The sequence below is a fragment of the Cuspidothrix issatschenkoi CHARLIE-1 genome, assembly GCF_002934005.1.
Classification (GTDB): domain Bacteria; phylum Cyanobacteriota; class Cyanobacteriia; order Cyanobacteriales; family Nostocaceae; genus Cuspidothrix; species Cuspidothrix issatschenkoi.
Genome location: NZ_PGEM01000153.1, coordinates 1 through 23,750, shown reverse-complemented (window position 1 = coordinate 23,750; position 23,750 = coordinate 1). Strand labels below are relative to the sequence as shown.

At 35.4% G+C, this 23,750-nt stretch carries 23 protein-coding genes and 1 tRNA gene; 18 read left to right on the top strand and 6 right to left on the bottom strand.

The window, feature by feature from the left end:
* Positions 1 to 48: 48 nt before the first annotated feature.
* Genes CUN59_RS18090 through CUN59_RS18065 form a run of 6 tightly spaced genes read left to right on the top strand, consistent with a single transcriptional unit; the run spans position 49 to position 5,302 of the window.
* Entirely contained in the window at positions 49 to 297 is a 249-nt protein-coding gene (locus CUN59_RS18090; RefSeq protein WP_104389159.1) for a hypothetical protein, read from the top strand.
* Positions 298 to 329: 32 nt separating this feature from the next.
* A complete protein-coding gene (locus tag CUN59_RS18085; protein WP_104389158.1) occupies positions 330 to 695 on the top strand; it encodes a capsid cement protein in 366 nt (121 codons plus the stop codon).
* A 27-nt stretch (positions 696 to 722) separates the two neighbouring features.
* Positions 723 to 1,796, top strand: a complete 1,074-nt coding sequence (locus CUN59_RS18080; protein ID WP_104389157.1) for a hypothetical protein — start codon at positions 723 to 725, stop codon at positions 1,794 to 1,796.
* Between the two features lie 34 nt (positions 1,797 to 1,830).
* Positions 1,831 to 2,490, top strand: a complete 660-nt coding sequence (locus CUN59_RS18075) for a hypothetical protein (RefSeq protein WP_104389156.1) — start codon at positions 1,831 to 1,833, stop codon at positions 2,488 to 2,490.
* 4 nt (positions 2,491 to 2,494) lie between these two features.
* The gene (locus CUN59_RS18070) at positions 2,495 to 3,502 is read left to right on the top strand and encodes a hypothetical protein (RefSeq protein ID WP_104389155.1); all 1,008 of its coding nucleotides are present in this window, start codon (positions 2,495 to 2,497) and stop codon (positions 3,500 to 3,502) included.
* Between the two features lie 3 nt (positions 3,503 to 3,505).
* Positions 3,506 to 5,302: an autotransporter outer membrane beta-barrel domain-containing protein gene (locus CUN59_RS18065; RefSeq protein WP_104389154.1), complete on the top strand. Its 1,797-nt coding sequence runs from the start codon at positions 3,506 to 3,508 to the stop codon at positions 5,300 to 5,302.
* 5 nt (positions 5,303 to 5,307) lie between these two features.
* On the opposite strand, the gene CUN59_RS18060 is transcribed toward CUN59_RS18065, so the two are convergent.
* Positions 5,308 to 6,015, bottom strand: a complete 708-nt coding sequence (locus tag CUN59_RS18060; protein WP_104389153.1) for a hypothetical protein — start codon at positions 6,013 to 6,015, stop codon at positions 5,308 to 5,310.
* A gap of 80 nt (positions 6,016 to 6,095) precedes the next feature.
* Between CUN59_RS18060 and CUN59_RS18055 the strand changes: the two genes are divergently transcribed.
* Complete coding sequence (locus CUN59_RS18055; RefSeq protein ID WP_104389152.1) at positions 6,096 to 6,833, top strand: hypothetical protein; 738 nt, start codon at positions 6,096 to 6,098, stop codon at positions 6,831 to 6,833.
* Positions 6,833 to 8,497, top strand: a complete 1,665-nt coding sequence (locus CUN59_RS18050) for a hypothetical protein (RefSeq protein ID WP_104389151.1) — start codon at positions 6,833 to 6,835, stop codon at positions 8,495 to 8,497. Before CUN59_RS18055 ends, CUN59_RS18050 begins: the two co-directional genes overlap by 1 nt.
* On the opposite strand, the gene CUN59_RS18045 is transcribed toward CUN59_RS18050, so the two are convergent.
* The 3 genes from CUN59_RS18045 to CUN59_RS21535 all read right to left on the bottom strand — a co-directional run bounded on the left by CUN59_RS18045 (position 8,494) and on the right by CUN59_RS21535 (position 10,785).
* Entirely contained in the window at positions 8,494 to 9,033 is a 540-nt protein-coding gene (locus CUN59_RS18045; protein ID WP_133164048.1) for a hypothetical protein, read from the bottom strand. The two genes, CUN59_RS18050 and CUN59_RS18045, sit on opposite strands and share 4 nt — an antisense overlap.
* A 29-nt stretch (positions 9,034 to 9,062) precedes the next feature.
* A complete protein-coding gene (locus tag CUN59_RS18040; protein WP_104389149.1) occupies positions 9,063 to 10,481 on the bottom strand; it encodes a tetratricopeptide repeat protein in 1,419 nt (472 codons plus the stop codon).
* Between the two features lie 148 nt (positions 10,482 to 10,629).
* Complete coding sequence (locus CUN59_RS21535; protein WP_165790223.1) at positions 10,630 to 10,785, bottom strand: hypothetical protein; 156 nt, start codon at positions 10,783 to 10,785, stop codon at positions 10,630 to 10,632.
* 476 nt (positions 10,786 to 11,261) lie between these two features.
* Here CUN59_RS21535 and CUN59_RS21530 point away from each other — a divergent pair.
* The 9 genes from CUN59_RS21530 to CUN59_RS18005 all read left to right on the top strand — a co-directional run bounded on the left by CUN59_RS21530 (position 11,262) and on the right by CUN59_RS18005 (position 19,037).
* Positions 11,262 to 11,324, top strand: a tRNA-OTHER gene (locus CUN59_RS21530).
* A 529-nt stretch (positions 11,325 to 11,853) separates the two neighbouring features.
* The gene (locus CUN59_RS18035; RefSeq protein WP_104389148.1) at positions 11,854 to 12,450 is read left to right on the top strand and encodes a P-loop NTPase family protein; all 597 of its coding nucleotides are present in this window, start codon (positions 11,854 to 11,856) and stop codon (positions 12,448 to 12,450) included.
* Between the two features lie 10 nt (positions 12,451 to 12,460).
* On the top strand, positions 12,461 to 12,625 hold the full coding sequence (locus CUN59_RS21780) for a hypothetical protein (protein ID WP_207765441.1): 165 nt from the start codon (positions 12,461 to 12,463) through the stop codon (positions 12,623 to 12,625).
* A 39-nt stretch (positions 12,626 to 12,664) separates the two neighbouring features.
* Positions 12,665 to 12,793 carry a hypothetical protein gene (locus tag CUN59_RS22380; RefSeq protein ID WP_279327317.1) on the top strand — a complete coding sequence of 43 codons (129 nt, stop codon included), beginning with the start codon at positions 12,665 to 12,667 and terminating at the stop codon, positions 12,791 to 12,793.
* A 75-nt stretch (positions 12,794 to 12,868) separates the two neighbouring features.
* Complete coding sequence (locus CUN59_RS18025) at positions 12,869 to 15,370, top strand: U32 family peptidase (RefSeq protein WP_104389147.1); 2,502 nt, start codon at positions 12,869 to 12,871, stop codon at positions 15,368 to 15,370.
* A 54-nt stretch (positions 15,371 to 15,424) separates the two neighbouring features.
* Positions 15,425 to 17,809, top strand: coding sequence for a dynamin family protein (locus CUN59_RS18020; protein WP_104389146.1), 2,385 nt, complete (start codon positions 15,425 to 15,427; stop codon positions 17,807 to 17,809).
* A gap of 94 nt (positions 17,810 to 17,903) precedes the next feature.
* Positions 17,904 to 18,287, top strand: a complete 384-nt coding sequence (locus tag CUN59_RS18015; RefSeq protein ID WP_104389145.1) for a KGK domain-containing protein — start codon at positions 17,904 to 17,906, stop codon at positions 18,285 to 18,287.
* 305 nt (positions 18,288 to 18,592) lie between these two features.
* Entirely contained in the window at positions 18,593 to 18,799 is a 207-nt protein-coding gene (locus CUN59_RS18010) for a DUF2252 family protein (RefSeq protein ID WP_104389144.1), read from the top strand.
* A complete protein-coding gene (locus tag CUN59_RS18005; protein WP_104389143.1) occupies positions 18,792 to 19,037 on the top strand; it encodes an HNH endonuclease in 246 nt (81 codons plus the stop codon). Before CUN59_RS18010 ends, CUN59_RS18005 begins: the two co-directional genes overlap by 8 nt.
* A gap of 11 nt (positions 19,038 to 19,048) precedes the next feature.
* On the opposite strand, the gene CUN59_RS18000 is transcribed toward CUN59_RS18005, so the two are convergent.
* Positions 19,049 to 20,830, bottom strand: coding sequence for an N-acetylmuramoyl-L-alanine amidase family protein (locus tag CUN59_RS18000; protein WP_104389142.1), 1,782 nt, complete (start codon positions 20,828 to 20,830; stop codon positions 19,049 to 19,051).
* Between the two features lie 217 nt (positions 20,831 to 21,047).
* On the opposite strand from CUN59_RS18000, the gene pyrG reads away from it, so the two are divergent.
* Positions 21,048 to 22,685, top strand: coding sequence for a CTP synthase (gene pyrG, locus CUN59_RS17995; RefSeq protein ID WP_104389141.1), 1,638 nt, complete (start codon positions 21,048 to 21,050; stop codon positions 22,683 to 22,685).
* A 138-nt stretch (positions 22,686 to 22,823) separates the two neighbouring features.
* Here the strand turns inward: pyrG and CUN59_RS17990 are convergent, their stop codons facing one another.
* Positions 22,824 to 23,714 carry an ROK family protein gene (locus CUN59_RS17990; RefSeq protein WP_104389140.1) on the bottom strand — a complete coding sequence of 297 codons (891 nt, stop codon included), beginning with the start codon at positions 23,712 to 23,714 and terminating at the stop codon, positions 22,824 to 22,826.
* Between the last annotated feature and the right edge of the window lie 36 nt (positions 23,715 to 23,750).

Below are 23,750 nucleotides of genomic sequence, written 5' to 3'. Positions count from 1 at the left end.
AACTTTTTGGTTTACTGATTAGCTAAAACTAAACCTGACTTTCAAAGAATGGCTAAACTTCTAGGGATAAAACCAAGTGGTAGTACCCAAGAAGAAATAGAAGCAGATTTATTAAATAAGCAGCAATCATTGGAAGCAGAATTAAAAGAGAATTTAGTTCCAAAGATTCAGAATGCTTTACAGGCTGCTTTAGCTAAAAATACTAATGGTAAATCTGTGGTTACAAAACCTGGGGTATCTGTTAACAAAACTTCTACAGAAGAAGAACGCAAAGTAAAAGCTTGGCGTGGATATTAAATTTAATTTATCTATTTATACATTTTAAAAATATGCAAAACGTAACTTACAACACAGTCCTTTATAGATTTATTGCTTCATCTAATTTAGATGGTTCTATTGTTAACTTAATTACAGCAGTAGACATTCCTGAAGGTGCAGTGGTAGCTATTAATAGTTCAGGTTTAGCAATTCTATGTACTGCTTCTCTTGAACCTGTGGGAGTGGCTAGATACTCTCGCAAAGCAGGTACTTCTTTAGCAGTAGATAGTGACTGCATTATTGAAAACAAAGGTACTTCCTTAGCCCTTACTCCTGGTACTGTTGTTTATGCTGGTGCTGCTGGTATTGTTGCAGGTACAGGAACTAAGAAAGTTGGGATTGCTCTAACTGCTAATAAAGTTAAAATTTCTGTTTAATTCAAATAATTAATTATTTAAAAATATATGACTTATAACACTACTTATTTTGGTGAACTTAGTTCCAATGATGCTGAGTTAGTAACTATTGACAATCAATCTGTTGTATCTATCCTGAGAGAATTAGACCAGGATATGATGTTTTATGGTGACATGAACTCTAGGTTTTTTGGTCCACTGGTAGAAGCAATTAATACTCCTCAGAAAGTTGTCAAATATTATGATGGGGAAACTCTTGAAAGCTTAACTGAATCAGCACGTCCTACTTCTAGAAATACTGTTTGGGATTACACTCAAGAAATTCCTTATGAAGAGTTTATGACTGCACTTACTCTCAGCAGTAGAGCAGTAAAACTAATGACTTCTGATGAGTTAGCTGGTTATGTACAAGCTAAATTAACCTCTTTCCAAAAAGCTAGGTTCTCTGCATTACGTCAAGCTATTTTTACTAACAGTAGCCGCACAGTAATTGACAGCATTAACAAGTATCAAACAACTACTATTCCTTTTTACAATAGTGATAGTTCTGTTGCTGCACCTGCTGTTAATGGTTACAGTTTTGTAGCTGGTGATTTACAACATTACAATGCTGTTGCTAGTGCTGGCTCTCCTACTGTGGCTGAGATACGTTCAAAGCTAATTGATAAAATTAGACATCATGGCTACAAGCAATTAGAAATCTGGGTTAGTGACTATGATTATACTCTGGAAGCTTTGAGTGGTTTTGTACCAGCAGAAAACCAAATTGGACGCAACCTTCAAATTGCTAGTGGTGCTGCTTCTAATGACAGAATGAGACAGCTATCTCCTTGGGAAGGTTTGGTAGGTTTCATTAGCAATGTTCCTATTATCAAAACACCCATAGTTCCTGTTGGTTACGCAATCTCTTGTGGGGTTGATGGTGGAAGTAACAAAACACCTTTCCTAAGCAGAATTCCTGCTGTTGCTAGTTTAGCTGGATTACAAACTGATGTTAAATCTAGCTTTGCTTTAGAAAATACAATCATGACTGATGGCTGGGGTTATGCACCAAATCATAGAGGTGCTGTAGCAGTTCTCCAATTGAATGCTACTAGCTATTCTGTTCCTAGTAACCTTTAATTAAATTGGAGGGGTAATTCCCTCCTGTAAAATTATGTTTTCAGATTTAGAAAGATATAAATCACTAGAAAGAGATTTATCAATATCATCAATTGTTAATCAGTTTTCTGGTTTAGTTTATGTTCCAACTATAACTTATCCAAGTTTTCAAAATACTTTACAAACTGCTGGTGCAGTAACCATAAATGTAGATAATGCTACTTGCACTATACAAGGTAGTGCTACTATTTACCCTGCTTATTTCATTCCAGGTTACACAACTGAAAGTGCTTCTTTAGCTGGCAATTATAACAATTTTATAACTAGTAATTCTTTATTTAGTTTGTTTGACAGCGAAGTATTAATAACTCAGTTAAGTCCTACTTACTGGTATCCTAATACTTATCCTGATGCTTCATGGGGTAGACTTAGACAATGCCCTTTTATTGCAAGTTATTTTTTTGATTTAGGTTCTTCTAAAACTTATGCTGGAACTCTTGATTATTTTCAATATGATGAGTCAGGATTATTTTTATTTAATCTTTTAGAAGTTTATCAATTTGTAAGTGGAGGAATTAATAATAATGTAAATGTTAGAGTTACTTCTGCTAACATGACTTACCAACCATATACTGCTAGTAGTGGTGGGATTCAAGCTTTATCTAAAAATACTATTATCAATTATATAAAAAGATTTCCCAATAGGATAATTTAAAATTATGCCAGTCTCAATTACTTGGACTAATTTCTTTAATAATTATGTACGCCCTGCGTTAAATGACACTACCACTAGCATTGTTGATAGTAACAGAGCTAATTTACTTACATTATTTGTAGTTTCTGATCTTCAATCTAAGGGTTTAACTGACATAACATCTACTGTATCTAGTGGAGCTATTACCTCATTAGATGCAAATGTGATTGATGCTTGGAACTTAATAGGATTTGGAGTTAAATATTACTTTGTAAATGACCCTGTAGTTAAATATGATTCTGCTTCTGGTACTTCTATTACTAGAGACAGAGAATTAATAGAAAAAGCACAAACAGATTATTTTTTACATCTCAGGGCTTATATTACTATTAACAAATTAGCTACACTAACTGCTGCTGAATTCTGGACTCAACAAGATGTTATAGATTTAATAGCGGGTGGAGCTTCTAAAACTTGTTGTAAGGATAGCTTAGAAGATAAGTTAGCTTTAATTGCTAGGGAAGAACAGAAAGATTTAACTATTGGTGATCAGAAAAGATTAACTGCTATTGAATTAAGGCAACTTGAAAGGCAATATGAATTAGAAGATAAAGCTGTATTAATTGAAAAGACTGCTACCAATGGTGCATGGACTTCAGCAGGACAATTTACTGTTTCCTACTTGGTTGATTACCAAACAGAATTAGAAGACACTGTACCTTTATTCCAATTAGATTTAGATAATGATTCCTTTGGTATTCCAACTATTGTAAATGTACAAACTTACAGTGGTGTTTTCATTGACACTGCAAAATATAAGAGATTGGATATTGAACTTGTTGCTACTGCTAATGTCAGCTTTATATTAAAAGAATTAGTTGGTCTTACTTGGCAGAATGTTGGTACTGTGACTACTGATAATACTATTGTTAAAAGCTATTCATTGGTTAATACAAATGTCATCAAAGTAGAAGTTATAGGCACTCAAGCTAACACACAAGTCTTTATCAGAGGAACTTTAAAGGGGTATTAATATATGGCTATAGAAATTAATCCAAGCACTCTTTCTAGTCCTATTCCTACTGTTAATGGTATCTCTGTTATCTGGTTAGGTGATTGGGATAATGCTAGGATTTATAGACGCAATGAAGGAGTATTTTATGATGGTTCTAGTTACAGGGCTAACAAAACTACAAGTGAAGAACCTAATCCAACTGCATTAGATTGGGATTTAATAGCTCAAGGTACAAATGTAGATACATCTACTATTATTAACAATCACATTGCAAACACATCTAATCCTCACAGCACTACAGCAGCCCAAGTAGGAGCAATTCCTACAACTGAAAAAGGTATTGCTTCTGGTGTCGCTACTTTAGATAGTGGGGGTAAAATTCCTGATACTCAAATTCCTGATGCAATAACTAGAGATTCAGAATTAACTAATTATTATAATAAAACTGAAACAGATAGCTTATTAAATACTAAAGCAAATGTTTCTACAACCTATAGTAAATCTGAAACAAATACTTTGTTAGCTGCTAAAGCTAATCAGTCAACTACATATACTAAGACTGAAACTGATGGTTTATTAAATGCTAAGGCTAATCAATCTACAACCTATACTAAGATTGAAACTGATAGCCTATTAAACACTAAGGCTAACCAAGCTACAACTTACAGTAAAACTGAGACTGATACTTTATTAAATGCTAAAGCTAACCAAACTACAACCTATACTAAAACTGAAACAGATGGACTTTTAGCTAGTAAAGCTAACCAGTCAACTACATACACTAAAACTGAAGTAGATACTTTAGTAAATGCTAGACCTGATAATTTAATTGAGTTAGGGGATGTAGTTATTACTTCTCCTATTGATGGTCAGTCTCTTGTATATGATGACTCCACTGGTAAATGGATTAATGAAACTGTTTCTGGTGGTGGAGGTGGTAGTGGAGAAGCTAACACAGCCACTAATGTTGGTACTGCTGGTGTAGGTATTTATAAACAGAAAACTGGAGTCAATTTAGAATTTAAAAAAGTAAATGCTGGCTCTAATAAAATATCCATTACAGATGACACAACTAATTCTGAAGTAGATATAGATGTAAATGAAGCTAATTTGACATTAGGAAACCTTGCAGGCACTCTTTCTATCGCTAAAGGTGGTACAGGATCTACTACTGCTTCTGCTGCCTTAACAGCCCTTGGAGCAGCTTCTAGTAGTGACTTAACTTCTCATACTGGTAATACAAGTAATCCACATTCTGTTACTGCTGCCCAAGTAGGAAACACTACTGCTCAATGGAATGCAAATAGAATTCAGGGAGTAAATGTACACACCACTACTCCTACAAATGGACAAGTATTAGTTTACAGCACTGCAAATAGCAGATATGAACCTACTACTCCTGCTTCTGGTGGAGGTAAAGTAATACAGGTAGCAAGGGCTACTCGTAACACTCCTTGGACACTTAGCTTTACTGGAAACTGGCAAAGTACAGGACTTGCAGTTACAATAACTCCTCTCAGTGCTACTTCAACTCTTCATATAATAGGCTCACTAGCAAATGTAGTAAAATCTGTTACAAATAATACTTGTTATTATAATCTTGAAATAAATGATGGAACTACTGGATTTGGTTCAATTCTGAATATTGGCAGAAGAAGTGATGCTTATCCTGAACCAGTGCCTATTAGTGTATTTATTTCTGCTGTAAATACAGCTACCAGAACTTATACACTTACATTAAACTTATTTGGCAGTGGAACTAGTGTAACTAGTAATGTTGGACTTAATTATTTGACAGTAATGGAAATTGCTCCATAAAGTTATTATTGATTCTCCTCTATTAAAGAAACTAACCTGTTAAATAGCTTATTTAATTGAGCTACAATTGCAGGATTTTCTAATATGTTTTCTGTGGTATTTTCAACCCAATGTAGTTGGATGATGCCATAGATACCTTTATTGGAAGCTACCAATAATCTAGATAATAATTCTTTGACTCCAATACTGTCTAAGTGCATCACACATCTAGTTTTTAAACTTTTATCTTCTGCTGAAACTTTAATAAAGCTTTGTTCGCTACTACTTTCTATATCATCATATATTTTAGAAAGTGATATATTTTGAAGTTCATCTTTTAGTGGGGTTATACCAGGAGCTACTACTTCATAAAATACACTCATTTTATTAAAGTGATGTTTACCTACAGATTTACCATTATGGAATAAGCCTACTGCTATTCTATGACATTGAGCTACTGCTAACATCTCTGATAGGATGTTTTCTATTTCTCTAACCTCATGTAGATGATTATTGGTTAAATAAGTAATTGCATTGCTAAGTGGAGTTTTTAGTAGTTTTAAATGGTTAAACCAACTTAAAGCTAAACTGCCAAAGGCTACAAGTAAAATAATTATTTCAATTAAAGTTACATTACCTGTTTTTAAATATCTGTTATAGATACCATAAATATGCTCTTCTGAACTTTTAGTCTCAACACTTGGGGTAACTTTGCTTTGCTGATTGTCTAACATACTATTTTAAAAATAAAGTACACATATAACTTTATTTTATCAATTACACTATTAGTATGTAAGTTTTTTTATTAGTGTTAATGTCACATATCCCTAGTGAAAGTTATAAAAATAGTGCAGTTTATAAACACAGATATAAATCAGGTAGAAGACCTGAACCTCAAAGGTGTCCTGTTATTAAAAAAGATGGAACACAATGTAAAAATAATTTGATGATTGGCTATAACTGTTGTGCTACTCATGGGGGTAAAGCAGCCAAAGCTAGAATCACACACGGTCTACATTCTAAATTAGTTAAACAAGAAAATATGAGAGCAATTAAATCATTATCTGCCAAGGAAAGAAAGCAGTTGTTAGCGACTGATTACAGTAAAGAAACTTTATTAGACAATAGCATTATGCTGTCTGATGCCATGATTGGTAGGCTTATTGACCATCAATCAGAGTTAATAGAAAGGTATAACACAGCAATCCAGTTAAGTGATTCTCTAACGAATTCTTCTCCCAGAGAAGCGGAAGTAATTACCAATAACATCAATGGTTTGAGTAAAGCTATCACTGATTTATCTAAAGTTATTCAAATTCACCAAGCTCAGATTAATGCTACTTTAAAAACCAGAAAAGACCTCAGAGATAAGAATGAAAATGAACTTACACTCAAGGCTTTGTATGAACAGTTAAGTGTAGATCCCAGAGAATTAATCCAAGATTTAGTTAAAGCCTACCTAACATCTAATCCTGAAACTAAGGTTGATGAATTATTTGCTCTTAAACCAGCAGATGTGGAAATTGAATATGAGTTAGGAGATGATGACTAATGGATTTTAACTCTATCCCTTCTGATTTAGAGGGCATTCTTAAGTCAGAAACATTGAGATATCAATTTATTGCTGGTGCTAATGACCCTGTTTTATTTGTTAAATATTTCCTTGGTGAAAAGGTAAACCATTACTTAAATGAAGTTGAAAGAATACATCCTGAAACAGGTGCAATAGTCAAAGGACATCCTAAACAGAGACAATGGTTGAGACAAGCTGTAAATGCTCAGGAAGGGGTATTAAAAGCAGGGTCTAGAAGTGGGAAAACTTTTGTTACTGCTCTCATGCACTTATGGTTTTTATTTTATAGAAAAAGACCTAACAGTTCTGTATTTTATGGTGACTATAGTAAAAGGTTTCAATCAATTAACTGTGCGCCTTCTTTAAAGCAAGCAAAATTGGTTAAGGATGAAATTATCAACCTAGTTAATGATAGCCCCTTCCTGACCAGCATAGGCTTCATTAAACACATTTCTGATGGACAGCAACCTTTTATAGAAACTTGTTTTAATAGTATTATTTGGTTTCAAGCTACTGTTCAAAAAGGTAGGTTTATTTTAGGTTTTTATTTAGATATAGCCACCTTGGATGAGTCTGCTTCTGAATATGCTCTTGAACATTTGAGAATGAAGATTTTAAATGTTAGGGGTACTGAAGTTAGTGGACGTAAATATTTTATTTCTACTCCGCAAGGTGAAGGTGATACTGCTGGACAGGGTGCTATTTACTTTAGGAAAATGTGGAATGAGTTTAAGGAAAGGAGACTTAAACAAGATAAATCTGTAGTCATTGCTGAGTTCAGTCAGTTTGATAATCCTGTTAACCCTGAAGAAATAATCAGGTCAAACATGGTGAACATGACTCAAGCTCAAGTCAGAGAAGAAGTTTATGGTAAATTTGCTAATTATGGGGCTACTTTCTTTGCGGGTAATTATCTAGATAAAGCTATTGAAAAGGGTGAAAAGCATATTTGTTTCTTCCCCTATGATGACCCAGTTACAGGACATTGTTTACCTGAACATGGTGCTAGTTTACAGTTACCATACCTACCTAAAGGTGGTCCAGGTTCACAGTTCTTTACTGGGGTAGATGTGGCTGGTTCTACTAATGGTGATAGTACAGTTCTGATCACACTTCAGTTTATTGATAGGGAGTTGAGAATTGTTGCTTTTGAAAGGATTAGCAAAACTCCTTTGTTTGATCAAAATGGCTGTATTGAGAGAATCAAGCGTAGGTTAAATCAATTCCCTGGTGAACTTTATTATGATTCTACTGCACTGGCTGGACAGTATTTGAAGGAGTCATTGGAGAAGGAATTAACTGCTGATTTAGCTGAGAAATGTATACCAATTAATAGCACTAAGAAACCTGGTAAAAATCAAAAGCATAATCACAAAACTTTAATGTTGAGTAACTTGGCTGGTGCGGTGGAGAAATCTAAGTTGGTAATTCCTTATGATGAGCAGGACAGGTTAAAGCAACTCAAGACTGAGCTAAGGTTCTATAAACTGGATGATAAAGGACTGGCTACTGATTGTGTGATGGCATTAGCTTTGGCTGCTTATGCTTGGAAGAGAAGGAGAAATGCTAATATCTATGGTGATGATTTGTGGGGTGAAGAGGAACAGGAAGTACCTGAGTTCTCAATGTTAAGGGCTGCTTAGTTTATTAATCTAGTAACGTTAATAAATTCTTCCAAGCCCCTTCCAATCTCCATAATTTTAATTGTTATCTTCTCAGCCATGATAGGACTCATTTTGTGAATAGGTAACATTAATCTCATTAAAACATAATCTTTTTCCTCTTTGGTAAACTGAATAGGAGAACCCTTTGCCATGACATAAATAAGTGATTTACAAATAAAATCAATACCTTGTTCTTCATGAAAAGGATGGGGGTCATCTTTATAAGTATTTACACACCATGAACCAAATTCATAACATATTTTCCATCTATCATTACGAAACTCTTCTGTAAGTTGAATAATTTGATTCATGGCAAGGTCAGCCCCATAACCTCCTAAAAGAAAGTTATTGAAAGCTTCCTTATATAACTTAGTTGTTTGATATGGACTAGTTTTATCAAATATAAACTCATCTAATCTTAATTTCCCTTCTACTGATGCCTGAATATAAGGGAAATTATTTTTATCTACAGTTTGTAAATAGCTTTGTACGAATAAAGCATAATATGAGGTCATGAATACTCCTTTTTTAGTTATGTGTAAAGTTAATTGTAAGAACCTATAATCATCAAACTCCAGATAATTATCCCAAGAATTATCCAACCAATCATTCCTCCTGAGAAAAAACCTAATTCTTGATAATTGGGATGAGTTTTTTTTGCATAGTAAGTAAGAGAATCATAAATGTATATAGTTGGGTAAAAAGTAAAGAGTAATGGTATTAAACCAGGTATTCCAGATGTTCTTCCTATTGTCATCGTTATAAATAATTGCATAAAGAAAAGACCAACTGGCTTACTGTTGATTAAATATCCTTTTTCTTTTGCTATTGCAAAAATACGTTTTGTTAATGAATATATAGTTATGCCTGGAAAAGCTCCACATAATACAGGAATAATATTTAAATTTTGTAATTTTTTAATAAAAACCCAGTGCTTATAGAACCAATAATAAATATATAAACCTCCTGTAATAATGCAAAGAAAAATGTATCTAATGGGAGATTGAAGTATTAGAATATTTAATAATTCAGGTTTGTCTGTAACAGTGAAACTTGTAGAAGAATTTAATTCTGTAATGTCTTTTGCTTCAGGTTTAGTATTGTTAAATAAATTTATGAAGCTCATTACTGAAGCGATCAATACACCTTGACCTATACCAGATATAAAAGGGTTGTTATCTGTTTTAAGTAAGATGCCTATTATAGGCAGTATTATTATCTCTAATACAGGTATTACTTTCCTAGACAATTGAGAAATATTCTGTGATTGGGGAATTTCTTGCTTATTAGAATCACTTACAGGGACATTATTTTTAACTATATCTTGACGATATTGATTAGCTACTGCTGATGAGTCATAAGTTGATACTGAAGTTTCATTGGTTTCATTAATTGTATTATTTAAAGGTGTTGGTTCAAGTTCTTGTACAGATTTTTCTTTATTTGATTCGCTTTCATAATGATCCTCAAGCAACCTAAATGCTAAATAAGCCTGTCTAATAGCTTGTATTGCCAGTGCTTGTTGATCTCTTGATAAATAGTTAATTGATGTGAGTATTGCTGTTTCCAAAGGGTCTTGTCCATAAACAGTTTGATCTATTCCTCCCAATACAGGGTTAAAAGCAAATTGCCCTTTCTTATATGCAAAATAAAATCGTCTATAAGCAGAAACAGCATCTTCATATTTCCCTATTTCAATACTTGTGCTTCCGATAGAGAGCAATGCTTTACCATATTCAGGAAAACTTTGCAGAATTTGTTCATATTGCTTAATTGCGTCTTGTACTCTACCCATTCTCTTAAGACATGAAGCACGGTTGTTGAAGTACATAGGGTTGCTTGCATCAAGGGAAATAGCTTTATCATATAGTGATAAGGCAACTTCAAACATTCCCAGACGGACTTTAACATTACCCTCGTTGTACAGATATTCTGCTTCAACTTTGTCTGCGGAACTTGCCATTTTTCTCTTCTCACTTAGTGATTATGATTAATTATTTTGGCAATCAATCTACCCAAACAAATCTGTGGCTGTAGTTTCCTTAGATACCACAACACATCAGCTTTATTGGTAACAATGTAATGAGGGGTTAAAAACTAAATTTAACTTTTTACATTTCTTTCAATAGGGCTGATGTAGTTCCTATTAAACCCATAAGAATACCCCCAGCAACTCCCTTTTCCCATGTTAAATAACGCTTCTGTACACGTACTGGCTGCCCAGTATAAGGATCTGGGTATTCTTCTGTAGTAATAAGATTAATCATACTGCAACCCCCTAACCACATCAAGATTATAAAGGATAGTAAAATAGTGCTTTTGTTCATAATACCCTGATTTCTCTTGTCATTAGTACAAAGCAAGTATGGTTAATCACAATCAACCCTTGGGTTATGTAGTGATTGCAACCTTTTAGACAATAGCATGGGTGTAATTAGGTTGTCAAGAAGGGGATGATATGCTGTGAAAATTATAGAAGCAGTTATTTCCTTAGTTTTCAGGTATCAAGGCTGCTTAGGGTAATGTTAAGATTTATGTACTTTTTATAGTGAGATTTTACTTACTAACGTGGGTATAATAAGATTACATCTACCAGGTAAGTTAAATGAAATCACTTGTCACTTCACTTTTGCTCTCTACAGTGTCAAGTTTACCTCAAGGGGGGTTGTATAAGTCCTTTGGAATAAAGGTATTGACTATTAGTTGACTATGAAATAGAATGTAACAACCTGAATCTCTTGATATAGTTGGCTTTATAACGGGACTCATAAGCCTGGGGTCGTCAGTTCAAATCTGACCTGAGCCATTTTCAGAACATAATATTTTATCAACTAATAGCGGGGTTACAGCCCGCTTTTTTAGTGCTTGAGCGGAATAGTTCTGCATATCTGCTTTTTATAGGTGCAGAGTGTATATTTATTTTTGATAGACTATATTTACAGCAGTTTTCATGTCTTTAGACCACGGTCAGGGCGAAGCATTCGGATGACAGTCTTGGGTAAAAACCGATAATTAATTGTCCGAATGCTTCACCCCTACATTATTGACGCGAAACCTCAATCAAAATGTGGTTTATTCGCCTGAAAATAGCTGTAAGTAATTAGGACTTACGCACTGTACAAATTCACCATGATGTGCATGAACGAAAATCCGTCGTTTCAGGCTTTTGGCGATTAACTTCCGATCAATAGCGAACTGCTTGCAGCAGCGCTTCGCTATCGCCCAAAAATAATTAAAAAATCACGTTAAAATGCCCGAAACCCATACCTCATATTTGGTTGATCCTGTCAATGCGTAAGTCCTAGAAATTTAATGCTGACTACATTTTAATTGATATGAGTCCAAGTTTAGGATCTATCAATCAAAACTTATTGATGACAAGTGACTTTTTCTTAGTACCTACGACTGCTGATTTCTTATCTGTGATGGCGATTGATTCTCTATCTAGAATATTACCAAAATGGTGTGCTTGGACAAGAATGGCCAGCGCAAACCCCATATTAAAGGAAGCTACTTATCCATTTCCTGAATTTAGGTTGAAATTTTTAGGTACTATAGTTCAAAACTATAGAATTATGAATGGTAAAGAAACAAAAGCATTTCAAACATGGATAGAAAAAATAGAGAACACTGTTACGAATAAGTTAAAACCGATTCTGGAGAAAAATAATTTATTATTACCTAATCAAGTTTATAGTGAACAGAGTATAAATTGTAGTTTTACCATAACCAAAATTCCTAGCTCCAACAGTTTAATTGCTCTATCACAAAAACACGCTACACCAGTTTATGCACCTACGCCTGAACAATTAAACCAGCAAGGTATATTAGCAGAAATTAATAAAAAACAGCAAGAAGAATTTAAAACTATTTTTTCCGATTTAGCAGATAAAATTATTGCACTATCATCCAGTTATGCAGTAAGCCCTTGATCAATTTCGTATGAGTATTCAGCGTGTTCGGGATTTAATTTCTCTGCATAACTCTATTAAAGCTCAAGCTACTGCTGCTCTATTGCTGATGCAATTAGGTACATATCAAATAAAAAATTATGGGATGAAATTGCTATTAAAATCAGTGGGAATGTTAAACAAGCTAACCAGATAAAACAGCAACTTATTTTGATTGTAGATCGTAGAAACAAAATTGCCCATCAGGCAGATTATAGATCCTACATTAGGTTTAGGTAATCGCTGGAATATAGATGAATTAATGGTTAGTGATGCAGTAAATTTTATTGAGCAGGTGGTTGAGAATATTCATCAAATTCTGTAACCGTGTTATTTTCCCACAATCACCCCCCAACTTAGATACAATCTATAAACTGATGTAAACCCTGACTTAACCGAAATGACAAGCACCACCACAAAAACCAAACTCCCCGAACTTCTAGCACCTGCGGGTAACTGGGAATGCGCGAAAGCAGCAGTCGAAAATGGTGCAGATGCGATTTATTTTGGTTTAGATAAGTTTAACGCCAGAATGCGATCGCAAAATTTTACCCTTGCAGACTTACCCGAATTAATGGAATTTCTGCACTTGCGGGGTGTCAAAGGTTATATCACTCTGAATACCCTGATTTTTCCCCAGGAACTGACAGAAGCACAGCAATACCTCAAAACTATCATTTCTGCTGGTGTTGATGCTCTTATCGTTCAAGACGTGGGGATTTGTCGTTTAATTCGTCATCTTTCTCTGGACTTTCCTATTCACGCATCAACCCAAATGACTATTACCAGTGCTGCGGGGGTAGAATTTGCCAAATCTTTAGGATGTCAATTAGTAGTTTTAGCGCGGGAATGTTCCATCAAAGAAATTAATAAAATTCAACAACAAATATCCGCAAAAAATATTATTTTACCTTTAGAAGTTTTCGTTCATGGTGCTTTGTGCGTCGCATATTCTGGACAATGTTTAACCAGCGAAGCATTAGGAGGACGTTCTGCGAACAGAGGTGAATGCGCTCAAGCTTGTAGAATGCCTTATGATTTAATTGCAGATGGTGAAGTTGTTAATTTAGATAATCGGAAATATTTACTTAGTCCTCAAGATTTAGCAGGTTTAGAAGTTTTACCAGAATTAGTAAAATCTGGAGTGACTTCTTTAAAAATTGAAGGACGTTTAAAAGCACCGGAATATGTTGCTAATGTGACTCAAGTTTATAGAAAAGCATTAGATAAAATTAATGTAGCTACGTTACATGAAAAATCTCCACAAAAAAATATTACAGTGAGAGAAAAAGACCAATATAATTTAGAAATGGCATTTTCTCGCGGACTTTATACAGGGTGGTTTGAAGGCATAAATAATCAACAATTAGTTCACGCAAACTTCGGCAAAAAACGCGGTGTTTATTTAGGAGAAGTTACCCGTATTAACAATGAACAAATCACTCTGAAATTGCAAGCACCCGTTAAACCTGGTGATGGGGTAGTATTTGATAGTGGTCATCCAGAAACGAAGGAAGAAGGGGGAAGAATATATGAAGTTATCCCTAAAGGAAAAGAGGTAATTTTAACTTTCGGTAGAGATAATTTGAATTTGCGAAAAATTCATATAGGTGATAAAGTTTGGAAAACTAGTGACCCAGAATTAGATAAACAAATTCGTCAAAGTTATGGAGGAGAAAATCCCCAATTTACCAGACCTATTAATATAGATATATATGGAGAAATTGGAGAAAAATTAATAGCTATAGCTGAGGATGAACTTGGTAATATCGTCAAAATAGAATCAGAAATATTGATAGTAAAAGCACATACCAAACCTCTTTCTACAGAAAGGTTAAAAGAACAATTTGGGCGTTTAGGAAATACACCTTTTTATTTAGATTCTTTTAATAATCATCTCAACGGTAATATTATGTTACCTGTAAGTGAATTAAACCGAATGCGTCGGGAAATAGTGACAAAATTAGAAGAATTAAGAACTAAACCCAAACTTTGGCAGTTAAATCATCATGGAAAATGGCAAGATTTACTAAATATTGAATCTTCTCCAATTTCTACTACACCTTCCCTGATAGTTTTAGTCAGAAATATTAAACAATTAAAAGCAGCATTAACCGCAGATATTCAAACAATATACTGTGAATTGGAAAATCCGCGTAATTATGGAGAAGCCGTAAAAATATTCAGGGAATCAAAAAATTCTGCAAGTATATTTGTTACACCACCACGAATAACTAAACCGGGGGAAAATTGGATTTTAAAACAAGTTAAAGATGCTGGTGCTGATGGTTATTTAATCAGAAATTATGACCAATTAGAATATTTTGTAGGTGAAAGATGTATTGCTGATTTTTCTTTAAATATTGCTAACCCTTTAACCGCAGATTACTTTAAACAACGATTTAATTTAGAACGGTTAACAGCATCCTACGACTTAAATATTAATCAACTTGAAGATTTAATTACCAACTACCCAGCGCAACATTTTGAAGTAACAATACATCAGCATATACCGATGTTTCACATGGAACACTGCGTATTTTGTGCTTTTCTATCAGAAGGAACAGATTATACCAATTGTGGTAGACCTTGTGAAAAACAGGAAGTAAAACTTAGAGATAGAGTAGGTAGTGAACACATCCTCAAAGCGGATGCAGGATGTAGAAATACGGTATATAACGCTACTGCACAAACTGGAGCAGAATACGTCCAAAGATTAATTAGTTTGGGCTTACAACATTTGAGAATTGAATTTCTCAATGAGACACCAGAACAAGTGCAGAAAACCATACATTATTATCAACAATTGCTGCAAGGAGAAATCACAGGTTTTGAACTTTGGAAAAAATTAAAGTTGCAAAATCAATTAGGTGTGACTCGTGGTGCTTTGGGTATGATGTAGCTAAATAGCAACAAGTAGTATTACAATACTTGTAAACTTTGTTTACTACTTACTATGTCAAACTTAGCACCCCAATGTCAGCAACTGCAATCACAAGTAGAGACAATTCTCCAACTGCTACACCAAGAACCTGCTTTGCGTTCTCAAGATATTACATCTGTGCAGATATCTTTAGATAAAGCAATTTCTCCCAGATTTGAAATTGTCTTTGCAGGTGCTTTTAGTGCTGGTAAGTCAATGTTGATCAATGCACTATTAGAGAGGGAATTATTATATAGTGCAGAAGGACACGCAACGGGTACAGAATGTAAAATTGAGTATGCACCAGCAAATGAAGAAAGAGTAGTTTTAACATTTTTGAGTGAAGCAGAAATTAGAGAACAAGCTGTGTTTTTGTGTCAACAATTGGGATTTAATACTGTTGATAATATCAACAAACAAGATGTAATTGATTTATTACATCAAGGTTGTGAAGTGATTATTCAACAAGAAGGTGGAGAAAGTAAATCAGAACGTGCAAAACAAGCAAAAGCATTAATTTTGTTATTGGCAGGATATGTAGCAAATCGAGATAGAATTTATACTACAACTAATGCTACTTATTCAATGGAACAGTTTAATTTTACTAACCTTAAAGAAGCTGCGGGATATGCAAGAAGAGGTAGTAATAGCGCGGTTCTAAAACGGATTGAATATTATTGTTATCATCCACTTTTAGAAGATGGTAATATTATTATTGATACACCAGGAATTGATGCACCAGTCGAGAAAGATGCACAATTAACATATCAAAAAATTCAACATCCAGATACATCCGCAGTAGTTTGTGTTCTCAAACCTGCATCCGCAGGAGATATGACAAAGGAAGAAACAGAATTATTGGAAACAATGCGGGAAAATTCAGGTATTAGAGACAGAGTTTTTTATATCTTTAATCGCATTGATGAAACTTGGTATAACAACCAGTTGCGACAAAGATTAGAAGATTTAATTAATGGACAATTTCGAGATAGTCAGAGGGTTTATAAAACCAGTGGTTTACTAGGTTTTTATGGGAGTCAACTGAAACAAACAACGAGATTAGATAGATTCGGTTTAGATTCGATTTTTGCAGAAAGTGTTAAAGGTTTAGACGGGAAAGAAGAAACACCACAATTTATTTATGCTTTCAATAATTATTGTGTCAGTGCTGGGAAACTTTCTCCTAGTCAATTCCGAATTTCTCTCAACGGTTTTGAAACTCCCAATGAAAACTATGTGAGAATTTTAAGCGAACAGGGAACACCGTTAATTAACCAACTAATTCAAGATAGCGGAATTGAAGAATTTCGCAGTTCAATTACCCGCTATCTCACAGAAGAAAAACGTCCCCAGTTATTCAAAAATCTTGCAGATGATTTAGAAGATGTTTGTATTAAACTCAAAAAATACTATCAAAGTGTGCAAATTAACCTAGATAGTCAACCGCGAGAAATTGAAAGTATGAAAGAATATGAGTTGCAAAAATTAAATCAGCAACTCCAACAGCTTGGTAGAGATTTTCATCAACATATTAATGATGAAGTCAACAAAATTATTAATAATCATTGTGAGGAATTTGAAAATGATTTTCGACAGTTACAATCAAAAATGATTCGTCGTCTTGATGAATTATTAGATACATTTTCTGTAGCTGATGCTTATCGTCGTGCAACTTTGAGTCATCCCAGAAATGCAACTGCACCTTTATTAGCTATTTTGGTGGAAGCTTTTTATTATTTATCCAATCAATTAGAGGACATTTTAATAGAGTCTTGTCAACAAGTGATTGCTAATTTATTCCAACAGTTAATGGAGACAATTAGAAAATCTGAATATTACCGTCAATTATATCGTTTGTTGGGTAATGATGGAGGAATTGAATTACAGGTAAAAGAGATAGAAAAACTGATTACTCAAGCTTTGGTAACTGCTGCTAGTGTTGAATGTGATAGATTTGTCCGCGAAAGTCCCAGATTTTACAATGAGGGAACTTTTTCTATCTATCAATTTCGACAAGTGTTAGAACAAACTTCTCAAGCGTATGATGCAGAAAGTATAGTTGAAGCTGAACCTGCAATTAGACAATTATTAAAGTTAGATTTTGAACCGAAAGTTTCTTACACTATTCGTCAATCTTTCCGTCAAACTATCAACCAAACTATCAAAACTCAGTTGTTACCAATGGGGGAAAAACAAGCAGATGCGATATTACAACAATATACTCATGCGCGTGCTTATTTAGAAAAGAATTTGCAACAAGAAGTTGAGGAGAAGATTGCTAATAATCAACGTTTGTTGAGTCAAGTTGAGTCTAAAATTCAGGAGTATAATACAGCAGTTTTGGGAATTAATAGCTGTTTACAAGTAATGCAGTTATATGAACATTTACTGCCGATAATTGGGGAGGAAGAGGTATAATGTTTTCGGTGAATGCAGGTTTTTTTCTGTGTTCACTTAATTTTATTTTTTTTAACGAACCGCAGAGACACAGAGAACGCAGAGGAAGAAAGAAATGGAAGATAAGTTTGAAATATTAGATTCTGATGAAGGTGATGTTGTGATTGATTTTGATGGTTATATTTTAAAGGCCAGTCAATTAGATATAGCTTTATCAAAAGTAATTTTAGATAATGGTAATTTAAACCATTTAAACCATGAACTAAAATCTATAAATAGTCGTGTTTTACCATCGGTTAAAAAACCTGAAAATTGGGTAAGTAATGGTGTTGATTGTCAGATTTTAAAACCTGGTAAAAATTGGCAAGAGGGAAAATTAAGAATGAAAGTTTGTCTAGAATTTTGTCCAGATGAACCAGAAATTGAAGAAACAGAAATAAAAGAACCAGAATCACCTCTTGATGATTTACGAGAAAAAATGAAGCTACATCATAAATAAATTGGTCTATACAGATAGACTTTGTTTCAGAAGTGTTGAATGTTAAGATTTTGATGATATTGTCCAAGTTGTGAATTGGCATTGATGATACCCAATTTGAGCAGTTAATGACTCTATTCTCAATAGACAAGGGATTTTACCTGGCTAAAACCCAAACATTGTAAAGTTTTATTGCAGGATTCAACACTTCTGAATTACACCCTATGATATATTTAAAAATGCTGGGTTAATTCGTTGAATCAATTGTAACTCATATCCTGTAAATCATCAAATCCTCCACATCCTGAGTCAGAAAATATAAATCTATGTCAAACAACATCAAAACCCGAATTGAAAACTTTAACAACGGACGCAACCCTGAATTATTAAAGCTAAAATATAAAAAACTAGCTACAGATCCATTTTCCTTCTTTCGTGGAACTTGTCATTTATTTTATGAAGACTTTCCCCAAAATTCACTGATGAATTTAGCACCTCTAACTTGGATTTGTGGAGATTTACATTATGAATAAAATCCCACGTATTCCCATACCTCCAGAGGTGAGAACCTACGTTTTCCAAAGAGATAAATATCAATGTCAAAGCTGCGGTAAAATTTCCCAAGAAACTCACCTCAGCATTGATCATATTATCCCCTTATCTCGTGGGGGAAAAAACGATATTAGTAACTTACAAACTCTTTGTTTAACTTGCAATCAACAAAAAACTGATAAAATTGACAATCGTTTTCGGCGATATTTTGACACCTAGCCAAACTGATCTTACCTCTGGGTCTTCTGTGCCTCTGTGGTTCGTTCAATGCCTTTAAACCATTGAGTTATCCCATCAGCTAAAGTATTCGCCATTTTCTTCTGTGCTTGAGGATTAACTATCTCCTCAAATTCATTAGGACTACTCATAAACCCCAATTCCAATAATACCGCAGGTGCAATATGAGGACGAGTCAATGCTAAATTATTCCAAAATACACCGTAAGAAGGTTTACCGAGTTTTTTAACTACGTAATTATGTAAAAATACCGCTAAACTGTGGGATTGAGGATGATACCAAAAAGATCCAAATCCTTTGGTGTTTTCTGCGTCACCATCATCCGGTAAGGAATTATAATGAATAGAAAGAGCGATCGCAGGTTCTTCTTTATTAATTATCACCTGACGTTCCACCAAAGACACATCCCGATCATCTTCCCTTGTCATCACTACCTTAGCACCGCGCTTCACTAACTCATCTCGCAGTAATTTAGAAACAATCAAATTCACATCTTTTTCTAAATACCCCGTTGGACCACTAGCACCAGATTCTTTACCACCATGGCCTGGATCGAGTAAAATTTTGATACCAGATAAAGGTAGTCGTTTTCTGTGTTCTAGATTAGGTGAATGTCGTAAAGTTAAAACCAAAGTTGTTTTATCATACTTCAGCTTATAACCCCACTGTTGAAGTTTTTTGAGGTTAAAGGTATATTTAATCTGCTTGGGGCTTATCTGTTGCCAATCTAGGCGAGAAATGAGGGGGTTATCGTCCAAGCGAATTGTATCCGTTTGAGCGATGGTATTGTAAAGAGTGACACTAAAGGAATTATTTCCCTGTTCCACACTCACAGGTACAGGAATTTCCAAAGGGAAACGAATCTCTGTTGCGTTAGTCAATTGCCGATATCCCACACTACGAATAACTGTTTGTGGTGCAACCGCACCTGATATAATTTTGGTCTCCTTGCTATTAATCCAAGCACCATAATCTAAGCGCAACCATTCACCTTCTTTTCCTGTAACAGTTACAATAGTGCCCTTTGGCAATGGTGTAAGTCGTGAATAATCGGTACTCGGTCCAGTGCGGGTAACGCCCATTTCTGATGCAATTTCCACAACTGGTAACTGTGCTGAGGAGAGAATTTCGATTTTACCTAAACCAGTTTGAGTTATTGTTTGATCATTAAGTTGTAAATTAAATCTTGGTTTTCCTAAATCAGGAGCATTTGCGACTGTTGTACAGCCTTCATATTTGGTAAGACTAGATAAATTAGGCTGGTTTAACCCTGTCAAAATGCTTGAATTAGGAGGTAATTGTGCCTGTGCAGGTTGGGGTAAAAGGGCAACAGTTTGATTAACCAGATTAACCCAGACAGTAGCTTGAGGTGGTGCAATGGCACTAAAACAAATTAATTCTCCTGGTAATCTGGCAATATCAGCCATCGGAGTCAAAGAACCTATAGCAAACCCTAACCCTTGGGGTAATTCAGGTAGATTAGATTTTCTGATGATCTTAATCTCTCGTTCTTGATTCTGATAACGGACTTTAAATAAATTTTCTCCTAACTGCAAAGGAAAACTAGGAGAAAAATGTCCCGCTTTACTACGTTTAACTAGCGTACCATTAATAAAAACTTGCCCTTGTGGTGGTGCAGTACCGATAAAAAATATTTTTTCTGTGCTGGTTTGATAGTTTTGGGGGGGGAAAACTACTAAAAGAGATTCTTGTGCGAATGCAACGGAGGAGGTAGATAAAAAACTAAATATTACTAATTCTAAGACTTTTTTCACGGTAAAACACAGAAGATTTCAGAATAGGGAGTGTGGCACAATAGCCAAGATGGTATTAAAAATGAATGTAACAGTGGCAATACGTTGGACTCGAATCAATAAATTCAGTCATGGGGTAAAATATATCCCGTATACAAGCCTCCAAAATTGTCTACACAAATTCTCCTCTGTGGAGACGCAATCTATATTTTAGAAGTTGCTAAAAATTGAAAATAATATGACTAAGTTTATCTTTGTAACTGGGGGCGTTGTTTCCAGTATTGGTAAAGGAATTGTAGCAGCAAGTCTAGGACGTTTGCTCAAATCACGGGATTATTCAGTTTCCATCCTCAAACTTGATCCCTATATTAACGTTGATCCTGGTACTATGAGTCCCTTTCAACATGGGGAAGTTTTTGTCACTCAAGATGGTGCGGAAACGGATTTAGATTTGGGACATTACGAACGCTTTACTGATACTTCCATGTCTCGGTTAAACAGTGTTACTACTGGCTTAATTTATCAGTCAGTAATTAATAAAGAACGCCGAGGAGATTATAACGGCGGTACTGTTCAGGTAATTCCTCACATTACCAATGAAATTAAAGACAGAATTATTAGGGTTGCTAAAGAAACTAGTCCCTCCGCCGTAATTACGGAAATTGGGGGAACTGTGGGTGATATTGAATCACTACCGTTTTTAGAAGCAATTCGCCAACTGCGGAAAGAAGTAGGAAAGCGCAACGTTATATATATGCACGTTACTTTGTTGCCTTGGATTGCTGCGGCGGGAGAAATGAAAACTAAACCCACGCAACATTCTGTTAAGGAACTCAGATCAATTGGCATTCAACCAGATATCTTAGTATGTCGGAGCGATCGCCCCATCTCTCTGGGCTTGAAACAAAAATTATCAGAGTTTTGCGACGTACCTGTAGAATGTGTCATTACCAGTCCAGATGCCCGCAGTATCTATGAAGTCCCAGTTATTTTAGAACGGGAAGGATTAGCGGAACAAGTTCTCGACCTACTGCAAATGCAACAACGGCAACCCAACTTAAAACAGTGGGAAACCATGATAGAACGGATGTATAACCCCAAATACAGCGTTGAAATCGCCATTGTTGGTAAATATGTCCGTTTAAGTGATGCTTATCTTTCCGTTGTCGAGTCTTTGCGCCATGCTGCTATTGCGACTAACGGCGATTTGCGGTTACGTTGGGTAAACTCAGAAAGCTTAGAAAACGAATCAGCAGACAAATATCTGTCCGGCGTTGATGGTATCATTGTTCCCGGTGGTTTTGGTAGTCGAGGCATAGATGGGAAAATTGCCGCGATTAAATACGCCCGCGATCGCCAAATTCCCTTTTTAGGGTTATGCTTAGGAATGCAGTGTTCCGTCATTGAATGGGCGAGAAATGTCGAATGTTTACCTAACGCCAACAGTGCGGAATTTGATCCATATACGGATGATCCAGTTATTAACCTTTTACCAGAACAACAGGATGTAGTTGACTTAGGCGGAACAATGCGTTTAGGGCTTTATCCCTGTCGGATACTTCCCAATACCTTGGCTTTCCAACTTTATGAAGAAGAAATAGTTTATGAACGCCACCGTCACCGTTATGAGTTTAACAATGTTTATCGCAATCAGTTGTTAGAGTCTGGTTATTTGGTCAGTGGCACATCTCCCGATGGTAGACTAGTGGAAATTGTGGAATATTCCAAACATCCCTTCTTTATCGCTTGTCAATTCCACCCCGAATTTCAATCTCGCCCTAATACACCCCATCCTTTATTTAAAGGATTTATGACCGCAGCAATTTCTCAAGCCCATTCTCCCAACAGCACACCCAAACCAGTGAAAGTTTTCTAGTTCTCAATTGTCGGTTGTCAGTGCTTCTTCTGCCTTTAAACCCCTCGGAAAACTTATAACCAAAACACACAATTTCTATACTGGGTAAAATTCTTTTAGAAGGAGGCAGGAGGGAACAGGGGGCAAAAGGAGCAACAGTCAACAATCAACTATTCCGAATGCTAACTTAGCAGCACCTACCATTCCGGCTGTATTTCCGAGTGCTGCGGGGAGAATTTGTAAACCTGTGCGGGATGTGGGTAAAACTCGTTTTTCGATTTCTGCTTTTAGTGAAGGTAAGAAAAACTTAAAACTCCCACTCACACCACCACCGATAATAATAGCTTGGGGTGTCAACACATATAATAAACTGGTTAAACCAAGCCCTAAATTCGTACCATATTCTTGCCAAAAAGTCAAAGCTTCTGGATTACCAGCTTCGGCAAGTACGCCTAATTCTGCTGGTTCTTTGCCTGTGCGGCGACGGATAGCCGAGATAGAAGTGTATTGTTCTAAAGAGCCTTGATTACCGCTATTACACATTGGACCATCAGGATTTAAGGTAATTAAACCTAATTCTGCTGCTGCACCTTGATGTCCCACAAACAATTTACCATCGAGAATAATTGCCCCACCTACCCCAGTTCCTAAAGTTAGTAAAATCAAGTTGGGGAAATTGCGGCCAGCACCTAACCAAGCTTCTCCTAAACCAGCACAGTTAGCATCATTAGCCAAAATTGTGGGTTTACCAGTTTTGGCTTCTAACCAATCTGCTAAGGGTACATCATGCCATCCAGCGAGATTAATAGCTACTTTGGCAATGCGTCCCCCAGCATCAGCAGGTCCAGGAGTTCCTAAACCAATTGCAACACTTTCATTGCTGGGGTCAACTTGAGCGATCGCATTTACAATAGTAGATAATACAGCCTCTGGTGTTGCAGGTTGGGGCGTATCCACAGATAAAGACTGTAAACAATTTCCATCCGCCGTAAACCGCCCTAACTTAATCCCTGTTCCCCCTAAATCAATCCCAATTACTTGTTTAGTCATTTGTCAGTTGTTCGTTGTCAGTTGTCAGTTGTCAGT

Bases quoted from the DNA above. Each gene is read 5' to 3' on its own strand.
- CUN59_RS18050 (WP_104389151.1), top strand. From the start codon at position 6,833: ATGGATTTTAACTCTATCCCTTCTGATTTAGAGGGCATTCTTAAGTCA.
- CUN59_RS18075 (WP_104389156.1), top strand. From the start codon at position 1,831: ATGTTTTCAGATTTAGAAAGATATAAATCACTAGAAAGAGATTTATCA.
- CUN59_RS18015 (WP_104389145.1), top strand. From the start codon at position 17,904: ATGGAAGATAAGTTTGAAATATTAGATTCTGATGAAGGTGATGTTGTG.
- CUN59_RS21535 (WP_165790223.1), bottom strand. From the start codon at position 10,785: ATGATTAATCTTATTACTACAGAAGAATACCCAGATCCTTATACTGGG.
- CUN59_RS18085 (WP_104389158.1), top strand. From the start codon at position 330: ATGCAAAACGTAACTTACAACACAGTCCTTTATAGATTTATTGCTTCA.
- CUN59_RS18040 (WP_104389149.1), bottom strand. From the start codon at position 10,481: ATGGCAAGTTCCGCAGACAAAGTTGAAGCAGAATATCTGTACAACGAG.
- CUN59_RS21780 (WP_207765441.1), top strand. From the start codon at position 12,461: ATGAGTATTCAGCGTGTTCGGGATTTAATTTCTCTGCATAACTCTATT.
- pyrG (WP_104389141.1), top strand. From the start codon at position 21,048: ATGACTAAGTTTATCTTTGTAACTGGGGGCGTTGTTTCCAGTATTGGT.
- CUN59_RS18005 (WP_104389143.1), top strand. From the start codon at position 18,792: ATGAATAAAATCCCACGTATTCCCATACCTCCAGAGGTGAGAACCTAC.
- CUN59_RS18020 (WP_104389146.1), top strand. From the start codon at position 15,425: ATGTCAAACTTAGCACCCCAATGTCAGCAACTGCAATCACAAGTAGAG.
- CUN59_RS18065 (WP_104389154.1), top strand. From the start codon at position 3,506: ATGGCTATAGAAATTAATCCAAGCACTCTTTCTAGTCCTATTCCTACT.
- CUN59_RS18055 (WP_104389152.1), top strand. From the start codon at position 6,096: ATGTCACATATCCCTAGTGAAAGTTATAAAAATAGTGCAGTTTATAAA.
- CUN59_RS18035 (WP_104389148.1), top strand. From the start codon at position 11,854: ATGAGTCCAAGTTTAGGATCTATCAATCAAAACTTATTGATGACAAGT.
- CUN59_RS18045 (WP_133164048.1), bottom strand. From the start codon at position 9,033: ATGACCTCATATTATGCTTTATTCGTACAAAGCTATTTACAAACTGTA.
- CUN59_RS18025 (WP_104389147.1), top strand. From the start codon at position 12,869: ATGACAAGCACCACCACAAAAACCAAACTCCCCGAACTTCTAGCACCT.
- CUN59_RS17990 (WP_104389140.1), bottom strand. From the start codon at position 23,714: ATGACTAAACAAGTAATTGGGATTGATTTAGGGGGAACAGGGATTAAG.
- CUN59_RS18090 (WP_104389159.1), top strand. From the start codon at position 49: ATGGCTAAACTTCTAGGGATAAAACCAAGTGGTAGTACCCAAGAAGAA.
- CUN59_RS18070 (WP_104389155.1), top strand. From the start codon at position 2,495: ATGCCAGTCTCAATTACTTGGACTAATTTCTTTAATAATTATGTACGC.
- CUN59_RS18010 (WP_104389144.1), top strand. From the start codon at position 18,593: ATGTCAAACAACATCAAAACCCGAATTGAAAACTTTAACAACGGACGC.
- CUN59_RS18060 (WP_104389153.1), bottom strand. From the start codon at position 6,015: ATGTTAGACAATCAGCAAAGCAAAGTTACCCCAAGTGTTGAGACTAAA.
- CUN59_RS18080 (WP_104389157.1), top strand. From the start codon at position 723: ATGACTTATAACACTACTTATTTTGGTGAACTTAGTTCCAATGATGCT.